The following is a 22,660-nucleotide window of genomic DNA, read 5'->3' on the forward strand; positions in this document are numbered from 1 at the left end:
CGCCCTCACCTACCGAGGTGGGGCCGTCCTGCGGGCGATCACCCTCTGGCTCAAACGGTTAGGAGACACGCCCTAGTTGTCTTAGCCCACAGATGACCCACGCGAGGTCTGCTGCGCCATCAGACCGACGATGTCATAGACCACAGTTGCCGCTGCCAACGTGGTCACTTCGGCATGGTCGTACGCGGGGGCAACCTCGACGACGTCTGCTCCTACTATGTTGATGCCATCGAGGCTGCGCAGCAGACGGAGTAGCTCACGGCTGGAAAGCCCGCCCATCTCCGGCGTGCCTGTGCCTGGCGCGAAAGCGGGGTCCAAGACGTCTATATCGATCGACAGGTAGACCGGCGTGTCACCCACCCGTTCTTTGACCTGCGCGACGGCCGCTTCAAATCCGATACGGTCGAAGTCACTCGCGCGGATGGCCTTGAATCCAAAGTCCGCATCTTCTTTGAGGTCGATCTTGTCGTAGATCGGCCCGCGGAGACCTAGGTGCATAGAGTGGTCCTCGACTAGCAGCCCTTCTTCGAAAGCACGTCTGAGGACGGTGCCATGTGTCACAGGGGCGTTGAAGTACGTATCCCAGGTGTCTAGGTGCGCGTCGAAATGTATCAGAGCGACTGGACCATGCTGAGCCACTACATTGCGGAGCATTGGCAAAGCGACCGTGTGGTCTCCTCCGATGGCGATGAGTCGACGATCAGCATTGTTGCCCTGAATCTCTTCAGCCTGTCGTTGAATTTGCCCCATGGCGTCGTCGATGCTGAAGGGCGTGACTGTCACGTCGCCGGCATCAACAACTTGGACCTCTTGGAATGGGGCAATGTCGAGTTCTACGTGAAAAGCAGGCCGCAGATGACGCGACGACTTGCGCACTTCCATCGGACCGAACCGGGCGCCAGGACGGAAAGACGTACCTCCATCGAAAGGGACGCCGAGGATGGCCACGTCGTAGTCACTGACGCGATCAATCTCGGGAAGTCTGGCGAATGTGGATGCTCCGGCATAACGAGGAACCTGGGTTCCACTGACGGGGCCGATAATTGGGGTATTGCGGCTCATGACATGTTCTCCTTCGCGGTGCGCTTACGGGTTTGAGTAGTAGTGGATTTTTGTGAAGTGTCCGTGAGGGAGCGTCCAGCTGTTTCCTCGCCCCATACCAGGGTCACTGCCAAGCCGATCGCGGAGATGACGGCACCTGCAAGGAGCACCAGGTTGACGCCACGCTCCAGCAGGAAGGGCATCAAGTAGACAGCGATTGCTGCGCCGATGCGGCTGACTGCTGTACCGATGCCGACTGCGGTGGCGCGCACCTCTGTGGGGAACAGCTCGTTCGGGTAGACGATCTCAAGGAAGTTCGAGGCGCCCGAAAGGAGCGCAAATGCACAGATGGCCAGGAACCCAATCATGAGTGGTAGGCCTGGCACGAGGCCAGCCAAGCCCCAGATTAGGGCGATACCTCCGAAGGAGTAGATTAGTAGCGCTTTACGACCGATCTTGTCCACGAGGAGCAACCCCGGGACGCCGCCGACGACGAACAACGCTGCGAGGAACACTTCAGCTCCGTTGCCCGTCAATCCCATTTTGGCAATTATGTCGAATGAGAACGAGTAGATCGACAGCAACGGAATAACCTGGCACATCCAGAACAGGCTGACAAAAAGCGTGCGCTTCAAGTACGGATCGCGGAAGAGTGCAGCCAAATTGACCTTCGACTCGGGCTCAATTTCGCCCAGGCTCTCAACGCCATACTCGGGGCCGAATACCTTCTTGATAGAGGCATCCGCTTCGCCAGCACGTCCCTGCGATACTAGCCACCGGGGAGACTCTGGCGTTCCAAGACGTAGGAAAAGTGTCACGAGCGCGAAGACAGCGGGGCTGGCGAGCATCCACCGCCAGGCATCATCGCCCACCAACTGGGTCGCCAGAATAGCAACAACGGGAGCAGCCGTAGCACCGAGTGCCCATACTACGAAGGTCGCGCCGAGCATTCGTCCGCGATATTTGGCCGGCAGATACTCGGCCAACAATGAGGTTGCGATGGGGTAGTCGGCGCCGATTGCGACACCGATCAGAAAGCGCAGGACCACTAGCTGCCACACTTCTGTGACGAAGAAGGAAAGGATCGAGAACAGTGCGAGTGCCGCAAGGTCAAGAATGTACATGATGTGACGGCCCACCTTGTCCGTCACCCACCCGAAAACGGCTCCGCCGAAGAAGATTCCCACCAGCACTGCGGCCGCAATCAAGCCCTTTTCGCTGTTTGACACTTCTATGAACGTTGACATGCTCGCCCAGGTCAGCCCGATGATCGCAATTGCGAAACCATCGATGAACGGCCCACCCGACGAGTATACGGTAAGTTTTTTATGAAACCTGGTCAATGGAGCGTTGTCGATAAGTTGGTGCGATTGTGACACGCTGCACTCCTTTGCGCTTGTCTCTTGGCTTTGCTCTGCAAGCAGAGCGCTCGACCGCAAGGCGGCTACCAGAAGTTTGGAGCACAGGTGTGACGGTCACTAGTAATCGGCCGCACGAACAATAAAGAACTTGTTGTGCGATCGCTCAGGCACTCTGGGCCGGTCGCGTAGCATCGTAGAGTTCAGTCATGGGTCTTACAGTCGATGAACTGCTCAGGATGCCGCATCTGCGTCTCCGGCTTCACTCGGGGGTAGAAGGAGTGAGCCGTGGGGTGACATGGACTCACACCTCGGACTTACCCGATCCCTGGCAGTGGGTAAGCACCTGTCAACTCTTGCTGACAAACGGCATGTCATTCCCGACCTCCGGCTCCGAACAGGTCAGCTTCCTGCGCCGACTGGAGAACGCAGGTGCCAGTGGTTTAGCCATTGGTGAGGAAATGTACTGCCCTCCCCTAACCGAGGAATTCACTCAAGAAAGCGACAGACTCGGCTTTCCTGTCCTTCTCATCGGTTTCCCGCTGCCGTTCACATCAATTTCGCGCGCCGTGGCAGAAGCAAATCTCCTCGAGCAATCGCAGCGTCTCATTCAGACGGCTCGCATCTATGACACCCTCCGCCGAGTGTCAGCCATTGGTGCCGACACATCCGAGATCGCGCTCGCACTAACACGGGAGCTTGGGTGCGCCGTATATATCTGTGACCGGAGGGTAGGCGAAGCTTTTCATCCTGGAGGGCCGCACCCGCCCGCAAACGTTACCCAAGCAGTACGGTCGATAGTCGCAGGTGAAGGGAGCCTCGTGGTCGGCACCCGTTCCCGTGCGCTTGATGGTGGCGGCGAGGTGGTGTTAGTTGCCATTCCGACACATGAGAACGCCGCATTGGTCGTCCGTACGTCAGGTTTGCCCCTGGACGGCATCTTATTGCAACACGCAGCGACCGTGGCCGCGCTTGAGTTGGGACAGACACGTCTTACGCTGGAACACCAGCGACGCAGTGGAGCCGAGCTGATGGCGCAGTTGCTCGAAGGAACAATTGGCCCTCTTGCCGCCGGGCGCCAGTTAGTCGCACTCGGCGTTGACCCGTCACGCGCTGTTCTTACAGCCATGACGGCCACCGCGGAGGACCATATACGAGAGATTCATATACGCTTGTGGCGCCAGGCGGTACCGCACATCCTGTCCGTGCGCGGGAACACCATTCGTTCGATTCTGCACGCAAGCGAGGAGTCCGTTGATGCTGTTCTCGAGGCATTGGGACCGAATGGACGCGTCGGTGTTAGTGCACCTCTAAAGACAGCAGGCCGCGCACAGGAGGCCGTACGAGAAGCTAACTGGGCCCTTGGCGCCGCGACCGATTCCCAGGCCACCATTGTGTACTACGGAGAGGTCCCTTCCGTCGCGGGAGTAGGTTCCATCGAGGATGCTCAACTTCTCGTCGATCAGGTACTGGGGCCGGTGCTCGATCACGACCGTGAGCGCCATACGGAGCTTCTGGATACCCTCCAATCGTTCTTGAGCCACCGCCGATCCTGGCAGACGACTGCGACCGCTCTGCATTTGCACCGGCAAACTGTGCTCTACCGGATTCGCCAGGTTGAACAACTCACAGGACGCAAGCTGGCGGAGACCGACGATCTGGCACAGATTTGGCTCGCCCTTCAAGCCCGAACTCGGCTGGCTGGAGGACGGTGACAGAAGTGACATGTGTGACTGTGCAGCGCCCATAAGTTGGGTGATCTGAATCGGGCAGGTTCAGCTGGTCGTTGCAACACCGGATTGTTGGAGTAACGCCGTATTCAACCGGTCGTCGCAACAGTGAATCCCCATAGGTTTGATGCCGCGTCTTTTCTGGTCAGGAAGGATGTTGTCATGCCAAAGAGTATTGATCCCGCGATCAGGGAGCGTGCCGTGCGGATGGTGCTCGAGCAGCTCCCGGAGTACGCCTCCATCAGCCAGGCCTGCGCAGCGGTTGGAACGAACCTAGGCGTGGGGAAGGAGACACTGCGGAACTGGGTACGAAGAGCCCAGATCGACGCCGGGGAACGCGAGGGTCTCACGACGGCCGAGGACGAGGAAATCAGACGGCTGAAAGCAGAGAACCGCCGGTTGCGTGAGGACGTGGCGATCTTGAAAGCCGCGACGACTTTCTTCGCGGGGGAACTCGACCCCCGCAAGCGTTGATCATGGGCTTCATCGATCAGATGAGGTCCAAGGGGCACGTGGTCGAGTCGATCTGCCGGATTCTGCGCGAGCAGGGCTGCCGGATCGCCGCGCGCACCTACCGATCCTGGCGTGCGCAGAAGGTTGCGGTCCGAACGCTCACCGACGCAGCTGTCATGAACGCGGTCCGCGACGCAGCCTGGACCACTGATCAGATGGGTCGGGTGCGGCTGGCCCCGGAAGGACTTTACGGGCGGGCGAAGATGCTGGCGCTGCTGCGCCGCACCGGCCACCCGCAGGCAAGCCCCGGATCCGTTGACCGGGCGATGCGCGCCCTGGACTTGAGCGGGGTGCGCCGTGGCAGACCGGTGCGCACCACGGTGGCTGGCAAGGACGGGGTGCGGGCTGGAGACCTGCTCAACCGTGATTTCACCGCGGTCGTGCCGAACACGGTATGGTCACCGACTTCACCTACGTACGGACCTGGTCCGGGTTCGTCTACGTGGCCTTCATCGTCGACGTGTTCGCCCAACGGATCGTGGCCTGGCACGCCCAGAACACCAAGCACACCTCGCTGGTAATGACTCCACTGCGGATGGCGATCTGGCAGCGCGAGTACGAGGGACACCCGTTCACCCCCGGGCAGCTGGTGCATCACAGCGCTGCCGGTAGCCAATACACATCATTGAGGCTCACCGAGCACCTGGCGATCGAGGGTATCGCGCCGTCGATCGGAACCGTTGGCGATGCTTACGATAACGCACTGATGGAGACGATCAACGGTCTCTACAAGACCGAGTGCATCCGCACGAGGGTCTTCCACGACGGGCCGTACAAGACCCTCTCCGAGGTCGAGTACGCCACCGCCGGCTGGGTCCAGTGGTACAACACCCACCGGCTCCACTCGAGCCTGGGGTACCTCACCCCGATAGAGTTCGAAAACACTCACTACGACTCCCTCATCACCGAGGGTCGCCCAGTATGAGAGCGGCAGAGAACCTAGGGGAATTCAGGATCACCACGTGGGGCAGGGCATGGCGGAGCCAGTAATCAAAGTGCTCACGGTTTGCGGTGAACCACCACCCGGTGGTGGTGCCCTCGTCATCCTTCATCGGGGACCTGAAGAAGGACGGCCCCGTCTTGACCTGGGCGCCCATAACGGCGCCGAGTTCGTACCGGCGGGCGTCCCGGGGTCGCAGATACAGATCGGTCCCTGTGTCGTGGCGGCTGTCAATTACACCGCCCCAGCCCAGGCGTTCGAACTGCCCGAGGACCTCGGACTCCCCCGATGTTCCTGTGGCTTCGTTCTCGGGAGCCCGCATCTATATTCTCGTCTCGTCGTCGGCAACAACCCGGACATCGTGCATTGCGGAGCCAGTGGAAAGTGAGCGGAATGAACGCGTCTCGAAACGCGATGCCCGCTCGGCGCTGCATTGGCCCGCCACCACGGGGGTGGTAAGAGGGAACCTCATCCCGACCGGCGCCTTGGCCGAAAATACGATCAGGACACGGGCTGTCCACCGAAGAGTCATCCCAATCCGAACACTGAAGTACGCGTAGGGATCGGACGACAGGAACATGTCGTCAAGCCCCTGGCGTTGCTCGGCGGTTAGATCCGGCCCAGTAGGTGGAGGGTACATCCAATAAGGGTAGGTCCGCTCAGTCGGCTGGCTCGATTGCCTCGCCGAACCGGGAGGCCGAGCAGATTCATCTGCCGGCTGCTGGGAGGCACGACGTTCATCTATGCCGTACCACGCGACCGGGGCATGCAGCATCTTCCTAATTGCGGGCCGCCCTGGATGAAGCGTCTGGAACGTTCGATCCCTATCGCGGTCGTAAGACTGGTGTAGCTACCGCTTGCGGCACTCAGCATGCTCCTACGTCCCCGAACATCAGGTGCCCCAACATGCGTGCGGTAGCACCTTAATGCGGCTGCAACTCTTCGATTTATGCACCACAAATGCACCACGAGCACCCCGATAATGCAGAAAACCCCCGGTTTCCCGGGGGTTTTCAGTGGCGGTGACGGTGGGATTTGAACCCACGTTGGCTTTCACCAAACAACATTTCGAGTGTTGCACCTTCGGCCGCTCGGACACGTCACCAACGCCGTCACTGTACCGGGTCGGGGGTGACATGCCCAAAACGGTGGCCGGCCGCCGCCGGGAAGGGAGGCTAGGGCAGGTCGACGACGTCGTTGTTGCCCACGTCCGGCTTGCTCCCGGTCACGAGCCCCTTGACCATCTTCACCGCGGACACGACGCGGGGAGCGTCCATGGACCAGTACTCGGCCGTGTCGGCGTCGACGTGGATGAGGGTCACGGCGGGATCGTCGCGGCCGTTCTCGAACCATGCCGAGACCGAAGGATCCCAGAGCTCGTCGATCTTCGCCTGGTCCTTGGACAGCGTGGCCGTCCCGGCAACCGACACGTAGCCCTTGCCCGTGCTCGCCGAGACGTTCACCTGCGGGTTGGCGCGGATCTCGTCGGCCTTGGGGGAGGGGTCCTCGGTGAAGAACCAGAGATCGCCGTCGAAGTCCTTCGCCTGCAGCGCGAGCGGTCGGCTCACGAGCTGACCGTCGAGGTTCACTGTGGTGAGGATCGCGATGTCGGCCTTGCCGAGGATCTCCTGTACTTCCTTCATGCCGTCCTGCTGGTCTGCCACGTCTACTCCTTCATGGGGATACTGCGGATGGTCCCAAGCCTACGCAGGATCGCCCCGGTGCAGCACGCCGGTCTCCGCCCGCCGGACGGCGAAGAAGTCCGTCAGCAACGCCGCGCACTCGTCCTGCCGTACACCCGCGAACACCTCGGTCCAGTGGTTCAACCGGGGTTCGCGCAGCACGTCGAACACGGACCCCGAGGCGCCCGCCTTCTCGTCCCACGCGCCGAACACCACGCGGGGGATCCGGGCCAGAACACTGGCCCCCGCGCACATGGCACATGGCTCCAGCGTCACCACGAGGGTGGAGCCCTCGAGCCGCCAGGAGCCCCTCCGCACGGCGGCGGCGCGGATGGCCTGCACCTCGGCGTGCGCCGTCGGGTCACCGAGCTCCTCGCGCTGGTTCCACCCCGTGCCGAGCACGGCACCATCGGGTCCGACGACGACGGCGCCGATCGGCACGTCCGCCGTAGCCGCTGCGAGCCGCGCAGCCTCCAGCGCCAGACCCATCCACGCGTGGTGCGCGGCGCTCACGGGCGGCGGGGAGTGGGTCATGGGCCCAATGGTACTTTTGAGAAATGCGTGTACTGGTAGTCGACCATCCCCTGGTAGCCCACAAACTGACGGTTCTGAGGGACAAGGACACGTCGTCGCCGGTGTTCCGCCTCCTCACCGAGGAGCTCGTGACCCTGCTGGCCTACGAGGCCACCCGCGAGGTGCGCGTGGAGACGGTGTCGATCCAGACGCCGGTCACGAGCACCGAGGGAGTGGGGCTGGTCAAGCCCACCCCGTTGGTGGTCCCCATCCTCCGGGCAGGACTCGGCATGCTCGAGGGCATGACGCGCCTCGTGCCGACGGCCGAGGTGGGCTTCCTCGGCATGGCCCGCAACGAGGAGACCCTCGAGGCCATCACCTATGCGGAGCGGTTGCCGGACGACCTCACCGGACGCCAGGTGTTCGTGCTCGATCCGATGCTGGCCACCGGCGGCACCCTCCGCGAAGCCATTAAGTTCCTCTTCGCCCGCGGGGCCGCGGACATCACCTGCATCTGCCTGCTCGCAGCGCCCGAGGGTCTCGCCACCCTCCAGGCCGAGCTCGAGGACCGCGATGTCACCATCGTGCTCGCGTCGATCGACGAGAAGCTCGACGAGAAGTCGTACATCGTGCCGGGCCTCGGGGACGCCGGCGATCGCCTCTACGGCGTCGTGGGTTAGGCCCTCGAAAATCTCCATCGGCCGACTTGTGAAGGCTGAAGCGCTGTTCTAAAGTTGAGTCACACCCACTCAAGTCCGTGGTTGGACCCGAGTGGGACACGACACGACTGAGGAGGAAGCAATGGCAACCACGTTCGACCCATTCCGTGACATCGACCGGCTCCTTGGAGGCGCGCTGCGCAATCCCGCGTCGGCGGCGATGCCCATGGATCTGTACCGCAAGGGCGAACAGTTCGTCGCCCACGTCGACATGCCGGGCGTCGACCCCGGAACCATCGACGTCGACGTCGAGGACCGCACCCTGACCATCCGGGCTGAGCGGACCCAGGACCTGGACGAGCAGGTGCAGTGGCTGACCCACGAACGCCCCTCCGGGACCTTCGCCCGGCAGGTGACCCTGGGCTACGGCGTAGCGCTCGACAAGATCGAGGCGGAGTACCGGGACGGTGTGCTCACCCTGACCATCCCGGTGGCCGAGGAGGCCAAGCCGCGGAAGATCAGCGTCAACCACACGGGCAAGCAGGAGGTCCTCGAGGGCAGCACGTCCTGACGGGTCAGGAGCGGCCACGGGCCGCCCCCTGAGTAGAGTGCCCCGGACGGGGGCGGCGTGCCGCTCCCGTCCGGGGCACTTCCGCGTGCCGGGGTGCTCGAGAGGCAGAGCCGGAGGATCTCGAGCACCGACCTGTCCACATGGTGGACCCTTCCTCATTGTTACTTGTACTGGCGCGAATGTGACATGCAATAATTCGACATGTGATCACCACATCACTCGCATCTGCAGCCACGCTTCCCGACCCCGTGTCCGGAGCCGTCCATCGCTGCTGTCGAATGCACGCGTAACGGTTACACCCCAACCGCTCCACGCACTTCTTGCCCAACGGCGGGCACCACTTCCCATCCCGACCGGGCACATCCCGCATTCGAGCCGTGATGACGGCACACTCCACGAGGTTGCATCCATGTCAGTGAACCAGGGCTACGTCCATATCTCCCTCCGCTCCGCGCAGAACCGCCCGGCCCGCCGGCAGTTCGCGCCGTCGGTCGATCCCCAGGCGCAGCGGGCCTCCCGCTTCCACGAGATCCCCGGGGCCGGCGTCGAACCCCTGACCGCTCCCGTCCCCGTCGTCACTCCCAACGGCGTCCCCGGTCCGCAGGCCGTCTCGAAGGACACGTCCCCCCGCGGATTCGTCCTCTATGTCGCGCTCGACGAGGCGACGGCTGCCGCTGCGGGAACCACCTTCTCCGATCTCGCCCAGGACGTCCGGGCCTATGTGCGCTCCCTCGTGCCCATGGCGGCGAGCCACGCGGCGGTGGCCCTCGCCCCGGCCGACGCCGAGGGGTCCGACATCGACGTCGTCCGGGCGGCACTCGGCGATCCGACCGTGGCGCGGCGCACGCGACCCGATCCGGCGCCCGCCCCGACGCAGCGCGCCACGGGCGTGCTCATCGACCTCTCGCGCCGCGAGGTGCAGCTGGATGGCCAGACGCTGAATCTGACGTTCAAGGAGTTCGAGCTCCTCAACTACCTGGTCGAGAACGCGGCGCGCACCGTCGGCCGCGAGGAGCTCCTCTGCGGGCTCTGGCGGAACGCCGAGGAAGTCCCCAACGAGCGCACCATCGACGTCCACATCCGGCGGTTGCGGGCGAAGCTGGGACGCCTGGCCAACACCGTGCGCACCGTGCGGGGCCAGGGGTACCGCTTCTACGACCACCCCGAGGTGGTCGTCTGGGCCGCTCCGGAGTACTCCATCTAGGCCTCCGGCGCCACACCCTAGACTTTGGGGTATGGCCTCCCATCAGCAGAAGAAACTCATGCTCCTTCGCCACGCGAAGGCCGAGTTGCAGCAGGGCGTGCCGGACCACGAGCGCTCGCTCAGCTCGCGCGGGCACGCCGACGCACCGTTGATCGGCCGCTGGATGGTGGAGCACGACGCCGTCCCCGACTCCATCCTCGTCTCGACGGCGCTGCGCACACGCCAGACCTGCACCTGGGTCTGCAAGGAACTGGGGGACAAGGCGCCCACACCGAAGCTGGAGGACGACCTCTACGCCGCGCACCCCACCGAGATGCTCACCCTGATCAACCACGTCCCGGCCACCGTGACGAGCCTGCTCGTCATCGCGCACAATCCGGGGGTTCAGGAGCTCGCCATGCGCCTGGCGTCGGCCCGCTCGAGCGAACGCGCGGTGATGGACCTCGCGACGGATTACCCGACGGCGGGGCTCACCGTGATGACGTTCGACGGCGAGTGGGCGGAGCTGGACCACCGCAACGCCGAGGTGACCGACTTCGTGGTGCGGCGCGCCCCGACCCTGCGCTGATCCGCCCTGCGCTGATCGGGCTGTGCCGATACGGCCCTGGCGCTACAGCCCGTACTGCTCGAGCAGCCGGAGCCACACCTCGCTGACGGTGGGGTAGGACGGGACGGCGTGCCACAGTCGATCGAGGGGTACCTCACCGACGACGGCGATGGTCGCGGCGTGCAGCAGTTCGGCCACCTCGGGCCCCGCGAACGTGGCCCCGACGATCACCTTGCGCTCCTCGTCCACCACGAGCTGCGCCCAGCCCTCGTAGTCGTCCGCCTGGAGCGCGGACCCGGCGACGGCGATGGACAGCGACGTCTCCGACGCGTCGATGCCGGCCTCCCGCGCCTGCTCGAGGGTGCGCCCCACCATGGCGATCTGCGGATCGGTGAAGGTCACCTGGGGGACGGCGACGGTGTCGGCGGTCGCCGCGAACGGACTCCATGCCTCGGCCGTGTCGCCGAGCGAGCCGGTGGACCTCGCCGCGATGGCATCGGCGGTCAGGCGCGCCTCGTACTTGCCCTGGTGCGTGAGCAGCACCCGGCCGCGCGCGTCACCGACGGTGTAGAGCCAGCCGCCGGCTCCGACCACACGCCCGGTGTCGTCGCTCTCCATCTCCTTCGGGTCAATGCCGAGCTCCTCGAGTCCGATCCCCGCGGTGTTCGGGTGGCGGCCCGTGGAGATGAGCAGCTTCTCGGCCGTGACCGTGTCGCCGTCGCCGACGTCGAGGACGAACGCGCCGCCGTCCTTGCGGACGGAGTTGGTGCTGGTGTCGGTGAGGACGGTGACGCCCTCCGCGCGCAGTGCTGCGAGGACGAGGTCGGAGGCCTCCCGGGGATAGTTCGCGAGGATGCCGCTGCGGGCCACCACCGTGACCTCGGCTCCGAGCCGCGCCCACGCCTGGGCCAGCTCAACGCCGGCCACACCGCCGCCGACGACGGCGAGGCTGGCCGGGACCTCCGACGCGGACGTGGCGTCCCGCGTGGTCCAGTAGTCGAGGTCGGCGAGACCGTCGATGGGCGGGATGGTCGGCGTCGAGCCCGTCGCCAGCACGACGGCGTGCTCGGCCCGGTAGCGCGCCTGCGAGCCGTCCGTGCGGGTGATGGTCACCTCACGTTCGCCGGACACGGTGGCCTGGGCCCGTTCGAGGGTGATGCCAGCGGACTCCACCCACTCCGCCTGCGAGGCGTCGTCCCAGTTGCTCGTGAAGGATGTGCGGCGTTCCAGGACCTGCTGGACGTCGAGGGTGCCGGTGACGGCCTCGCGTGCGCCGGGGACGCTGCGTGCAGCCTCGAGCGTGGATCCCGGGCTCAGGAGTGCCTTCGACGGCATGCACGCCCAGTAGGAGCACTCCCCGCCCACGAGATCGGCCTCCACCAGGACCACCGACAGTCCCTTCTGGACGGCGCGCCCGGCGGCATTCTCGCCGACGGCGCCGGCGCCGATGACGATGACATCTACAGTCTGGTATTCGCTCATAGGCCGAGCTTGGCATCCGGCGGTGACACGGGCAACCCGACGACGAAGGGCCCCGACGGGAGTCGGGGCCCTTCATGATCACGGATACCGTGGTGCGCGCGAAGGGATTCGAACCCCCAACCTTCTGATCCGTAGTCAGATGCTCTATCCGTTGAGCTACGCACGCATCCGCAGTCCGCCATTCCAGACATGGAGAGGCATCCTACGTGCTGGCCTTTCGGCCGTAGACAACGTTAGCGCGTAATCGGTGCTCTGCCTAATCAGGAGTGGCACCGCAGGAGTGCTATACCGGTCTACGTGACCTTTATCACAGAAGAGCGGGAGTACGCTGCCCAGAACCCCGCTGTCCCGCGGATCGGCGGGGAACGTACTGCCCGGATCCGTCAGGATCCACCCTCCATGAAAAGGCCCACCCCTAGCATCGGAAGATACCGAGCACCCAACGAAGGGAAGACAAATGGGCGATCCCGTGCGCCAGCTTGACGAGGCCACCCCCACCGAGTCCGCAGGCCGTGGCCTGACAGGCGGCTCCGCTCCGACCGGCCATCAGGGGTTGCTCGCCTGGGTCAGGGACGTCCAGGAGATGACCCAGCCCACCGAGGTGGTCTGGGTGGACGGTTCGGAGGCCGAGAACACACGCCTCACCGACGAGCTGGTGGAGGCCGGAACCTTCGTGCGGCTCAACCCCGACACGTTCCCCAACTCCTTCGCCGCGTTCTCCGACCCCAGGGACGTCGCCCGCGTGGAGGAGCAGACCTTCATCTGCTCGAAGGACGAGCGGGAGGCGGGCTTCACCAACAACTGGATGGACCCGACCGAGATGAAGACCAAGCTCGAGGGCCTGTTCTCCGGATCGATGCGTGGCCGCACCATGTACGTCATCCCCTTCGTCATGGGCCACCTCGACGCGAAGGATCCCAAGTTCGGCGTCGAGATCACGGACAGTGCGTACGTGGTCACCTCCATGCGCATCATGGCGACCATCGGCACCCCGGTCCTGGACCGGATGACCGAGCTGGACGCCGACTTCGTGCCGGCACTCCACTCGCTCGGCGCACCGCTCGCCGACGGCGAGGCGGACGTCCCCTGGCCGTGCAACGAGGAGAAGTGGATCGTCCACTTCCCGGAGGAGCGCTCCATCTGGTCCTACGGCTCCGGGTACGGCGGCAACGCGTTGCTCGGCAAGAAGTGCTACGCCCTGCGGATCGCCTCCGTCATGGCGCGCGACGAGGGCTGGCTGGCGGAGCACATGCTGATCCTCAAGCTCACCTCCCCCCAGGACAAGACCTACTACCTCTCCGCGGCCTTCCCGTCGGCCTGCGGCAAGACCAATCTCGCCCTGCTCGACCCGACCATCGAGGGCTGGAAGGTCGAGACCCTCGGCGACGACATCACCTGGATGCGCTTCGGCGAGGAGGGCGAGCTGAGGGCCGTCAACCCCGAGGCGGGTCTGTTCGGCGTCGCCCCCGGAACGGGATGGCAGACCAACCCGAACGCGATGCGGGCCATCGCCAAGGGCAACTCGGTCTTCACCAACGTGGCACTCACCGACGACGGCGGTGTGTGGTGGGAGGGCATGACCGAGGAGGTCCCCGAGCACTTGACCGACTGGCAGGGCAGGGACTGGACGCCGGACATGGAGCACACGGCCGCCCACCCCAACGCACGGTTCTGCACGCCGATCAACCAGGTGGACATCCTCGCCGAGGAGTACAACCACCCCGACGGCGTGGAGCTCTCGGCGATCCTCTTCGGTGGCCGCCGCAAGACGACGGTACCCCTGGTCACCCAGTCCCGGGACTGGGCCAACGGCATCTTCATGGGCTCCACGCTGTCCTCGGAGACCACGGCCGCCGCTGCGGGCCAGGTGGGGCGTGTACGCCGCGATCCCATGGCCATGCTCCCGTTCATCGGGTACGACGCCGGTGACTACCTCAAGCACTGGCTCACCCTCAGCGCGGACGCGAACCAGGCCCGCCTGCCGAAGATCTTCCTGGTCAACTGGTTCCGCCGCACGGCCGACGGCGGATTCGCCTGGCCCGGGTTCGGCGAGAACTCGCGCGTGATCAAGTGGGTCATCGAGCGCCTCGAGGGAACGGCCGATGCGGTCGAGACGCCGATCGGCTTCGTCCCCACGGGCGACTCCCTCGATCTCACGGGCCTCGACATGAGCCCCGCCGAGGTCGAGGCGGCCGTCCACGTCGACGCCGCCGAGTGGGCGGAGGAGCTGGAGGGCATCGAGCAGTGGTACGAGCGCTTCGGCGAGTCGCTGCCCGAGGAGATGAGGGGTCAGCTCGAGGGGCTGAAGGAACGCTTCAGCGCCGTCTGAGACAGCACCCACGAGAAGAACAGGCCCCCTCCGTCGACGGAGGGGGCCTGTTCCCGTTCGGCGATGCCTGCCGCGGGATCGGGCTCAGTCGCGGACCACGGCGAGGACGCGCTGCACGAGCTCCTCGAGGGTGTCCCTGTCCTCCGCCTCCGCATTGAGCCGGAGATACGGCTCGGTGTTGGACGGGCGTAGATTGAACCACCAGTGGCCGTGCTCCGGGGTGAAGGTGAGGCCGTCGAGATCGTCCACCACCACGCCCTCCCGGTCGAACTCGGCCCTGGCCCGCTCGATGGAGGCCTGGAGGTCCGCCACCTTCGAGTTGACCTCGCCGGAGGAGACATAGGGCTCGTACTCGCGGCCGAGGTCCGACAGCGGGCCGTCCTGCTCGCCGAGTGCGGCCAGCACGTGCATGGCCGCCAGCATCCCGGTATCGGCATTCCAGAATGTGCGGAAGTAGTAGTGGGCGGAGTGCTCACCACCGAAGACGGCGCCCTCCTCGGCCATGACGGCCTTGATGAAGGAGTGGCCCACCCGCGTGCGGACCGGACGTCCGCCGTCGTTCCTGATCAGTTCGGGGACGGCGCGGGAGGTGATGAGATTGTGGATGATCACCGGTTCGGACTCCCCGGCGACCTGGGCGCGGGCGATCTCCCGGCGCGCGATCATGGCGGTGATGGCGCTCGGGGAGACCGGCTCGCCGCGTTCGTCGATGATGAAGCAGCGATCCGCGTCGCCGTCGAACGCGATGCCGATGTCCGCGCCGTGCTCGACGACGGCCGCCTGCAGGTCACGCAGATTCTCGGGCTCGAGCGGATTCGCGGGATGGTTCGGGAACGTGCCGTCGAGCTCGAAGTAGAGCGGGACGATGCTCAGCGGCAACGCCTCGAGCATGCGGTCGCCGAGGACGGCAGGCGTGGTCAGGCCCGCCATGCCGTTGCCAGCGTCCACCACGATCTTCAGCGGCCGGGACGAGGACAGATCCACCTGGGCGCGCAGGAACCGCGCGTACTCCTCGAGGATGTCCCGCACGCCGGTCTGCCCCCGGACGTCGGCCGCCGGGATGGTCCCCGCCGTGAGATACGCCTCCGCGCGCGCCTGCACGTCGTCGAGTCCCGTCTCCGAGGACACCGGGACGGCGCCCGGGCGGGTCATCTTCATGCCGTTGTACTGCGCGGGGTTGTGGCTCGCGGTGAAGGTGACACCCGCGGCGTCGAGCATCCCGCTCGCGTAGTACAGCTCGTCGGTGGAGATCAGGTCGAGGAAGAGCACATCGGCTCCACGCCGCGTGGCGCCGTCGGCGAAGGCGCGGGCGAACGCGGGCGACGACGGGCGCATGTCACCGCCCACGAGGACGGTCTCGCCCGCCAGCTGCAGGGAGTCCACGAAGGCCGCACCCACTGCCCGGACCGAGTCCTCCGTGATGGTCTCGCCCACGATGCCGCGCACGTCGTAGGCCTTGAAGGATGCAGAAAGATCGAAGAGGGTACTCACGTCTGGAAGTGTATCGGGGCGGCGCTGCGGCCGATGTCCACATGAGCGTCCGCCCGCCGTGACTGGGGGAGCGGGCTGGGATACTGGAGCGATGTCGCCGACCACCACCCTGTCCGAGCAAGCCACCAGCATTCTGCACACCCTCGTGGGCTCCGCCGAAGCCCGCTTCCACGAGGGGCAGTTCGAGGCCATCGAGGCGCTCGTCGAGGACGGCCGGCGCGCGCTCGTCGTCCAGCGCACGGGATGGGGGAAGTCCGCCGTCTACTTCGTGGCGAGCCTGCTCCTGCGCGCGCGGGGCAAGGGCCCCACCCTGATCGTCTCTCCGCTGCTCGCCCTCATGCGTGACCAGGTGGCCGCCGCGGCCCGGGCCGGGGTCCGCGCCCAGGCGATCAACTCCGCGAACCAGACGGACTGGCAGGACATCACGGACAAGCTCCGCGCCGACGAGGTTGACGTGCTCCTCGTCTCACCCGAACGGCTGAACAACCCGTCCTTCCGGGAGCAGCACCTGCCGGAGCTGATCCGGCACACGGGGCTGCTGGTGATCGACGAGGCGCACTGTATCTCCGACTGGGGACACGACTTCCGCCCCGACTACCGGCGCCTGCGCGAGCTCATCACGGGTCTGCCCCAGGGTGTGCCGGTCCTGGCCACCACGGCGACGGCCAACTCCCGTGTGGTGGCGGACGTGGAGGAGCAGCTCGGTGCCGGTGGCACGGAGGTCTTCACGCTGCGCGGGGAGCTGGCCCGCAAGTCGCTCCGGCTCGGCGTCCTGCGCCTGCCCAGCCCGCGCTCGCGTCTCGCCTGGCTCCTCACCCACCTGTCCGATCTCCCGGGCAGCGGCATCATCTACGCCCTCACCGTCTCCGCGGCCGAGGACACCGCGCGCCTGCTGCGGGAGAACGGGCACGCCGTCCGCGCCTACACGGGGCGCACCGATCCCGCGGATCGCGAGGCCGCGGAGGCCGCGCTGAAGAACAACGAGGTCAAGGCGCTCGTGGCCACCAGCGCGCTCGGGATGGGCTTCGACAAACCGGATCTGGGCTTCGTGGTGCATCTCGGTGCGCCCTCCTCGCCGGTGGCCTACTACCAGCAGGTGGGACGTGCCGGCCGAGGAACGCCCAACGCCGACGTCCTGCTCCTCCCCGGCGCTGAGGACCGCGACATCTGGGAGTACTTCGCCACGGCGTCCATGCCCTCGGAGGACGCGGCGCTCCGGGTCCTGGCTGCCCTGGAGCCTGGTGTGGTCCTGTCGACGCCGGCGCTGGAGGCGCGCGTCAACCTGAAGCGCACACCGCTCGAACTGCTCCTGAAGGTGCTCGACGTCGACGGCGCGGTGCGGAAGGTCACTGGGGGGTGGGAGAGCACCGGGGCGCCCTGGACCTACGACGCCGAGCGTTACGGTCGCATCAGTGCGGCGCGCAAGGTGGAGCAGCGGTCCATGCTCGACTACGAGAACACCACGCAGTGCCGCATGGAGTTCCTCGCCCTGTCCCTGGACGATCCCCTGGCGGCGCCCTGCGGCCGGTGCGACAACTGCGCGGGTCCCTGGTACTCCGACGAGGTGGCGCACGACGCGTCGGATTCGGCGGACCAGGCCCTCAGCCGGGTCGGCGTGGAACTCGAGCCACGGGGACAGTGGCCCAGCGGTATGGACAAGCTGGGCGTGCCCCTGAAGGGCAAGCTCAAGCCCGCGGAACTCATCCTGCCCGGACGCGCCCTTGCCCGGCTCACGGATCTGGGCTGGGGCACCAGGCTCCGTGAGCTCCTGGCCGACACCACCCCGGATGCTCCCCTCGACCGGTCCGTGATCGACGCCGTGGTCCGTGTGCTGGCCCAGTGGGGCTGGCAGGAGCGGCCCGTCGCGGTGGTGAGTGTGCCGTCCCGACGCCGTCCCCAGCTCATCGGCTCCCTCGCCCAGGCACTCGCCGGGGTGGGGCGGATCCCCTACCTCGGAGCACTGCACACACCTGATGGCCCACCGCAGGGGGCGCCCGGGGGCAACAGCGCGTTCAGACTGGCCGCGGTCTGGGACCACTTCGCCGTACCCGCCGAGGGCGCCGCCTGGTTCGCTGAGCATCCCGGACCGGTGCTGCTCGTGGACGATCTGGCGGACAGCCGGTGGACCATCACCGAGGCCGGCCGGGCCCTGCGGGCCGCCGGAGCGGCGGATGTCCTGCCGTTCGCGCTGGCGCTGAAGGCCTAGCAGGGGGTCCCCCCACGACAAGGACCCCCTGTTCCCAGGGGGTCCGATGGCGGAGACGGGGGGATTTGAACCCCCGGTAGGCTTTAGGCCCACACTTCATTAGCAGTGAAGCCCATTCGGCCGCTCTGGCACGTCTCCAGCAGCTATCTCTAGCCTGCCAAGGTTACCCAGAAGGGGAGGGCAAGAGCAAAACCGTCCCGCGGCCGGGTCATCGGAGCTCTCCGGTCAACGCCTTCCACAGGAACTCGTGGCTCATGGCGTGCATCCTGGCGGCCTGCCGGTTGTCCGAGGCGCCGGCGTGCCCGCCCTCGAGGGCCTCGTGGAACCAGACGTCCTCGAGGTCCATCGCCTTCATCCTCGCCGCCATCTTGCGGGCCTGCACCGGACCGACGCGGTCGTCGCTCGTGGCCGTCCAGATCAGGGTCTTCGGGTACTCCACGTCCTCCCGCAGGAGGTGGTAGGGCGAGAACGTCCGCACGTACTCCCACTCCTCGGGCTTGTCGGGGTCGCCGTACTCCGCGATCCAGGAGAACCCGGCGGAGAGTCTCGTGTAGCGGCGCATATCGAGCAGCGGGACACCGCAGGAGACGGCGCCGAACAGGTGGGGATAGGTGGTGAGCATGTTGCCCACGAGCAGGCCACCGTTGCTCCGCCCGGTGCAGCCCAGCAGGGACGGGGAGGTGACGCCGCGCTCCACCAGGTGCCCGGCGATCGCGGCGAAGTCCTCGTACGCGCGATGCCGGTCCGCGTGCAGTGCCGCACGGTGCCACTGCGGCCCGTACTCGCCACCACCGCGGATGTTGGCCAGGACGTACACGCCGTTCCGGCCGTCCTGCCCGGTGCGCTCCAGCCAGCCCCGGCCGATCACCCCGCTGTAGGCCGGCGTCATCGCGTGCTCGAACCCCCCGTACCCGGACAGGAGGGTGGGGTTGCGCCCGTCGAGGACCAGATCCTTCGCCGCGATCTGGAAGTAGGGGACCCGCGTCCCGTCCGCCGAGGGCGCGAAGTGCTGCTCCACGGCGTAGCGCTCCTCGTCGAAGTAGGAGGGGGAGCGTTTCACGGCGGCTGCGTCCGGGCCGCCGATCGTGCCGCGGAGGAGCGTGGAGGGTGTCAGGAAGCCGGTGGCGATGAGCCAGTAGTCGTTGCCGGTCCCGTCGTCCTCGTCGTCCACGGCGTAGGCGTCGACGGAGTGCAGCGGCGGGCAGGCATCGAGCAGCTCGGCCTCCCAGCCCTTCGCGGGGTCGAGCACGCGGATCTCGGAGGAGACGTCACGCAGCAGGTTCAGGAGCAGGTGATCGCGCGTCCAGCTCCAGGACTGCAGCGACGTGGTGTCCTCCGGGGTGAAGACGGTGGTGAAGGAGCGGTCGCCCGCGAGGAAGGAGCCGACGTCGATCACGAGGAGCGAGCCTGCACCGTACGTGCCGCCGTCCATCGTCCAGTCGGTCCGGGGCCTGACGACGAGCCACTGCCGGTGCAGTGAGATGCTCGCGTCCTCGGGCACCTCGATCAGCCGCCAGGCGCCGTCCTGCCGCAGGTAGGAGCGGCGGGTGTAGAAGTCGAGGGTGTCGACGGCGAGGTCGCGCTCGAACCCGGGGGTGGGATCGTGCACCACCATCGCCGTCATGTGGTCCTCCGCCACCTCGAAGTAGTGCTCGGCGGCGTCTAGGCCGTCACCGCGGCGCAGCGTCCGGACCGTACGGGGGTAGGAACTCGTGGTCATGGACCCGGGTCCGAAGTCGGTGCCGACCAGGAGCGTGTCGCGATCGGACCAGCTGATGCGGCTCTTCGCCGTCGGGATGTCGAAGCCGCCGGCCACGAAGGTGGCGAGACCCAGGTCGAACTCGCGGTAGCGCACCGCGTCGCCGCCGTCCGGGGACAGCGCGACCAGCACGCGCTCGTGCGGCCGTCCGTCCTGCGGGCGGAGGAAGAGGGCGCCCGACCAGACCCATTCCGTGCCCTCGGCGGCGCTGAGCGCGTCGACATCCAGGAGGAGCTCCCACTCCGGTGCCTCCGTGAGGTAGCTGTCCCAGGTGGTGCGGCGCCAGATGCCCTGGCGGTGCTCGCCGTCGCGCCAGAAGTTGTAGTAGAAGGAGCCGTGCTTGCCGACCATCGGGATGCGGTCGGTGGAATCGAGGACCTCGAGGAGGCTGCGTTCCCGCTCGAGGAACGCGTCGGTGATGAGGGCGCGTTCGGTCAGCGCGTTCTCGGCGCGTACCCACTCGAGTTGCTCCTCGCCGTAGATGTCCTCGAGCCAGAGGAAGGGGTCATCCGTGCCGGTGGCGTCCGTGGGGTGCGTCATGGATCCATCCTATGCAGGGCCCCGGGAGCGCAGCGGACCACGACGGGGCCCGTCCGGACAGCCGGAGGGGCGGGGTTCGTTACTCTTGACAGGTGGAGAACCAGGGTCAGCGGCAGGTGGTCGTCATCGGCGGCGGACCCCGCGGCACCTCCGTCGTGGAACGCCTGATCGCCGGGAGCCGGGAGCTCGGGGGCGACGCCCCGGCACTGGCGATCCACGTGGTGGACCCGTACGAACCCGGCGCGGGCCACATCTGGCGGACGGACCAGTCGAGGCTCTTCCTCATGAACACGCCGTGCCTCTACCCGACGGTGGTGCCCGTCGGCGCACCCTCCGCCGCGCTCGCGGCCCCACCCCTCCCGCTGTCCTTCGACGAGTGGCGGTGCCGCGCCGCCGACGGCCGCGTGCCGGTCGACGACGCCGATCGCCGCGAGTGCGCCGCACTCGCCTCGAGCGACTTCCCGAGCAGGGCCCTCTACGGGCGCTATCTCTCCTGGATGTTCGCCGAGGTGGTCCGCATGGCACCCTCCGGGCTCACGGTGGTGCACCACCGGCGGGAGGCCGTCGGCCTGGACCGCACGGGCGGCAGCGATGGCGGGACAGCGGCCCGGCGGTGGCGGGTCACGCTCGACGACGGCTCGCGCCTGGACGCCGACGACGTCGTGCTGGCGCTCGGCCATCTCCCCGCTGTCCTGACCCCGGAGCAGGAGAGGCTGCACGACGCAGCCATCCACCATCGCCTGCAGTACCGCCCGCCCGCCGTCCCGGGCGACGTCTGCTGGGACGAGCTGCCGGAGGGCGAGCCCGTGCTGTTCCGCGGTCTCGGGCTGAACTTCTTCGACGCGATGATCGCCCTCACGCAGGGGAGGGGCGGCCGCTTCGAGGACGGGGCCGGCTCCCGCCTCGAGTACACGCCCTCCGGCCGGGAACCCCGCCTCGTCGCTGCCTCGCGCCGGGGCATCCCCTACCGGGCGAAGGCCGCCCTCGAGACGTACCTGCCCCGCAGTGTCGTCCTGCGGTTCTGCACCACCGACCGCGTCCTGGCGTTCGCGCGAACGGGCATCCAGGCGGGTTTCGACCATGACATCTGGCCCCTGCTCCACCGTGACGCGCTCCGGGCCTACTACTCCACGCTCGCCCGGACCGCGCCCCACCTCATCGACGGCTCGGCCGACGCCTTCCTGCGGGAGCTCGACGACGGCCTCGCGATCGACGGTCCGGTCTGGTCCGCCGCCGTCCGGGACGCCGTGGAACGGTGCGTGCCGGAGGAGCACCGGATCTCGATCCAGTCCCTGGCGCGCCCGTTCGCGGGTCGGCACTTCGTGGGCGGGGAGTTCACCGCGGCGGTCCTCGAGCACCTCGACGCCGACGCCGAGGGATCGGCGCGGGGCGAGGACGATCCGCTGAAGATGATGATCGGCGCCCTGAACGCCGGCCGCGCCGTCATCAAGCAGGCTGTCGCGGACGGCGGACTCTCGGCCGCGTCCTGGGACGGGGAGCTGCAGGGGTGGTTCGAACCGCTGGTCGAGGGACTCGCCAGCGGTCCGCCGCCGGTGCGGATCGCGCAGCTGGCGGCGCTGGTGCGGGCGGGGATCGTCCGCTTCGTCGGCCCCGATCCGGGGTTCGGCGTGGACCCGGACGAGGGTCTGTTCCGCGCCTCCTCGCCGTGGGTCGACGGTGCATCGTTCTCGGCGCGGTGGTTCGTGGAGGCGATGATGCCCGCCAACCGGGCCGCGTCGAGCGCGTCGCCGCTCATGCTCTCGCTTCTCGACCAGGGGCTGGCCAGGCCCAGGGTCTTCATGGCCGACGACGGCGTCCCGGTGGCGTCCGGCGGGCTCGACGTGACGGCACCGCCCTACAGGGTCCGTGACCGGAGCGGGGCCATGCAGGACTCCCTGTTCGTGATCGGGCTCCAGCTGGCCTCCGTCCAGTGGGGCACGGCGATCGCCGCCGAGGCCGGGGCTGCGCCGGCCGCCGGCGCCCGGACCCTGCTCGACGCCGACCGGATCGCGGGAGCGATCCTCCGGCGTGACGAGGACCCGGACGGCCGCTGACTGCCGCTGACACCGACTGCCGCTGACACCGACGGCCGCTG

16 protein-coding genes, 3 tRNA genes and 1 pseudogene are annotated in these 22,660 nt (G+C 66.9%); 9 read left to right on the forward strand and 11 right to left on the reverse strand.

Going from position 1 to position 22,660, the window contains the following annotated elements; translation table 11 throughout:
• Nucleotides 1-81 precede the first annotated feature (81 nt).
• Both speB and Q0747_RS12010 read right to left on the reverse strand, forming a co-directional pair.
• Nucleotides 82-1,062 (reverse strand): agmatinase, encoded by a 981-nt coding sequence (gene speB / locus Q0747_RS12005; RefSeq protein ID WP_298254943.1) that lies wholly within the window; start codon nt 1,060-1,062, stop codon nt 82-84.
• Nucleotides 1,059-2,420: an MFS transporter gene (locus tag Q0747_RS12010; RefSeq protein WP_298254945.1), complete on the reverse strand. Its 1,362-nt coding sequence runs from the start codon at nt 2,418-2,420 to the stop codon at nt 1,059-1,061. The genes speB and Q0747_RS12010 overlap by 4 nt, the downstream gene beginning before the upstream one ends.
• A 218-nt stretch (nt 2,421-2,638) precedes the next feature.
• Here Q0747_RS12010 and Q0747_RS12015 point away from each other — a divergent pair, with 218 nt between their 5' ends.
• A complete protein-coding gene (locus tag Q0747_RS12015) occupies nt 2,639-4,114 on the forward strand; it encodes a PucR family transcriptional regulator (RefSeq protein WP_298255103.1) in 1,476 nt (491 codons plus the stop codon).
• A 177-nt stretch (nt 4,115-4,291) separates the two neighbouring features.
• Nucleotides 4,292-5,567: pseudogene (locus Q0747_RS12020) on the forward strand (IS3 family transposase).
• Here the strand turns inward: Q0747_RS12020 and Q0747_RS12025 are convergent.
• The 4 genes from Q0747_RS12025 to tadA all read right to left on the reverse strand — a co-directional run bounded on the left by Q0747_RS12025 (nt 5,545) and on the right by tadA (nt 7,798).
• Entirely contained in the window at nt 5,545-5,904 is a 360-nt protein-coding gene (locus tag Q0747_RS12025) for a DUF4365 domain-containing protein (RefSeq protein WP_298254947.1), read from the reverse strand. The pseudogene Q0747_RS12020 and the gene Q0747_RS12025 sit on opposite strands and share 23 nt — an antisense overlap.
• A gap of 695 nt (nt 5,905-6,599) precedes the next feature.
• A tRNA-Ser gene (locus tag Q0747_RS12030) sits at nt 6,600-6,687 on the reverse strand.
• 70 nt (nt 6,688-6,757) lie between these two features.
• A complete protein-coding gene (locus Q0747_RS12035) occupies nt 6,758-7,246 on the reverse strand; it encodes a pyridoxamine 5'-phosphate oxidase family protein (RefSeq protein ID WP_148601305.1) in 489 nt (162 codons plus the stop codon).
• Nucleotides 7,247-7,285: 39 nt separating this feature from the next.
• Nucleotides 7,286-7,798, reverse strand: a complete 513-nt coding sequence (tadA, locus tag Q0747_RS12040) for a tRNA adenosine(34) deaminase TadA (protein ID WP_298254950.1) — start codon at nt 7,796-7,798, stop codon at nt 7,286-7,288.
• Nucleotides 7,799-7,821: 23 nt separating this feature from the next.
• Here tadA and upp point away from each other — a divergent pair, with 23 nt between their 5' ends.
• The 4 genes from upp (at nt 7,822) to Q0747_RS12060 (ending at nt 10,779) form a co-directional block, all read left to right on the forward strand.
• Nucleotides 7,822-8,457: a uracil phosphoribosyltransferase gene (gene upp, locus Q0747_RS12045; RefSeq protein ID WP_148601303.1), complete on the forward strand. Its 636-nt coding sequence runs from the start codon at nt 7,822-7,824 to the stop codon at nt 8,455-8,457.
• 121 nt (nt 8,458-8,578) lie between these two features.
• Nucleotides 8,579-9,007 (forward strand): Hsp20/alpha crystallin family protein, encoded by a 429-nt coding sequence (locus Q0747_RS12050; protein WP_298254953.1) that lies wholly within the window; start codon nt 8,579-8,581, stop codon nt 9,005-9,007.
• Between the two features lie 409 nt (nt 9,008-9,416).
• On the forward strand, nt 9,417-10,211 hold the full coding sequence (locus Q0747_RS12055) for a winged helix-turn-helix domain-containing protein (RefSeq protein ID WP_298254955.1): 795 nt from the start codon (nt 9,417-9,419) through the stop codon (nt 10,209-10,211).
• 31 nt (nt 10,212-10,242) lie between these two features.
• A complete protein-coding gene (locus Q0747_RS12060) occupies nt 10,243-10,779 on the forward strand; it encodes a histidine phosphatase family protein (protein ID WP_298254957.1) in 537 nt (178 codons plus the stop codon).
• 42 nt (nt 10,780-10,821) lie between these two features.
• Here the strand turns inward: Q0747_RS12060 and Q0747_RS12065 are convergent, their stop codons facing one another.
• Nucleotides 10,822-12,240 (reverse strand): NAD(P)/FAD-dependent oxidoreductase, encoded by a 1,419-nt coding sequence (locus Q0747_RS12065; RefSeq protein WP_298254959.1) that lies wholly within the window; start codon nt 12,238-12,240, stop codon nt 10,822-10,824.
• Nucleotides 12,241-12,330: 90 nt separating this feature from the next.
• Nucleotides 12,331-12,406: transfer RNA gene (locus tag Q0747_RS12070), tRNA-Arg, on the reverse strand.
• Nucleotides 12,407-12,697: 291 nt separating this feature from the next.
• Between Q0747_RS12070 and Q0747_RS12075 the strand changes: the two genes are divergently transcribed.
• Nucleotides 12,698-14,569, forward strand: coding sequence for a phosphoenolpyruvate carboxykinase (GTP) (locus Q0747_RS12075; protein WP_298254961.1), 1,872 nt, complete (start codon nt 12,698-12,700; stop codon nt 14,567-14,569).
• An 84-nt stretch (nt 14,570-14,653) separates the two neighbouring features.
• Here Q0747_RS12075 and Q0747_RS12080 read toward each other — a convergent pair whose 3' ends face one another.
• The gene (locus Q0747_RS12080) at nt 14,654-16,060 is read right to left on the reverse strand and encodes a phosphomannomutase/phosphoglucomutase (protein ID WP_298254963.1); all 1,407 of its coding nucleotides are present in this window, start codon (nt 16,058-16,060) and stop codon (nt 14,654-14,656) included.
• Nucleotides 16,061-16,151: 91 nt separating this feature from the next.
• Between Q0747_RS12080 and Q0747_RS12085 the strand changes: the two genes are divergently transcribed.
• Nucleotides 16,152-18,266, forward strand: a complete 2,115-nt coding sequence (locus tag Q0747_RS12085; RefSeq protein WP_298254965.1) for an ATP-dependent DNA helicase RecQ — start codon at nt 16,152-16,154, stop codon at nt 18,264-18,266.
• A gap of 47 nt (nt 18,267-18,313) precedes the next feature.
• Here the strand turns inward: Q0747_RS12085 and Q0747_RS12090 are convergent.
• Both Q0747_RS12090 and Q0747_RS12095 read right to left on the reverse strand, forming a co-directional pair.
• A tRNA-Ser gene (locus tag Q0747_RS12090) sits at nt 18,314-18,404 on the reverse strand.
• A gap of 70 nt (nt 18,405-18,474) precedes the next feature.
• Nucleotides 18,475-20,565, reverse strand: a complete 2,091-nt coding sequence (locus tag Q0747_RS12095; protein WP_298254967.1) for a prolyl oligopeptidase family protein — start codon at nt 20,563-20,565, stop codon at nt 18,475-18,477.
• Between the two features lie 92 nt (nt 20,566-20,657).
• Here Q0747_RS12095 and Q0747_RS12100 point away from each other — a divergent pair, with 92 nt between their 5' ends.
• Nucleotides 20,658-22,619, forward strand: coding sequence for an FAD/NAD(P)-binding domain-containing protein (locus Q0747_RS12100; protein ID WP_298254969.1), 1,962 nt, complete (start codon nt 20,658-20,660; stop codon nt 22,617-22,619).
• Nucleotides 22,620-22,660 lie beyond the last annotated feature (41 nt).

The organism is uncultured Arthrobacter sp., from assembly GCF_947493765.1.
Classification (GTDB): Bacteria; Actinomycetota; Actinomycetes; order Actinomycetales; family Micrococcaceae; genus Arthrobacter_D.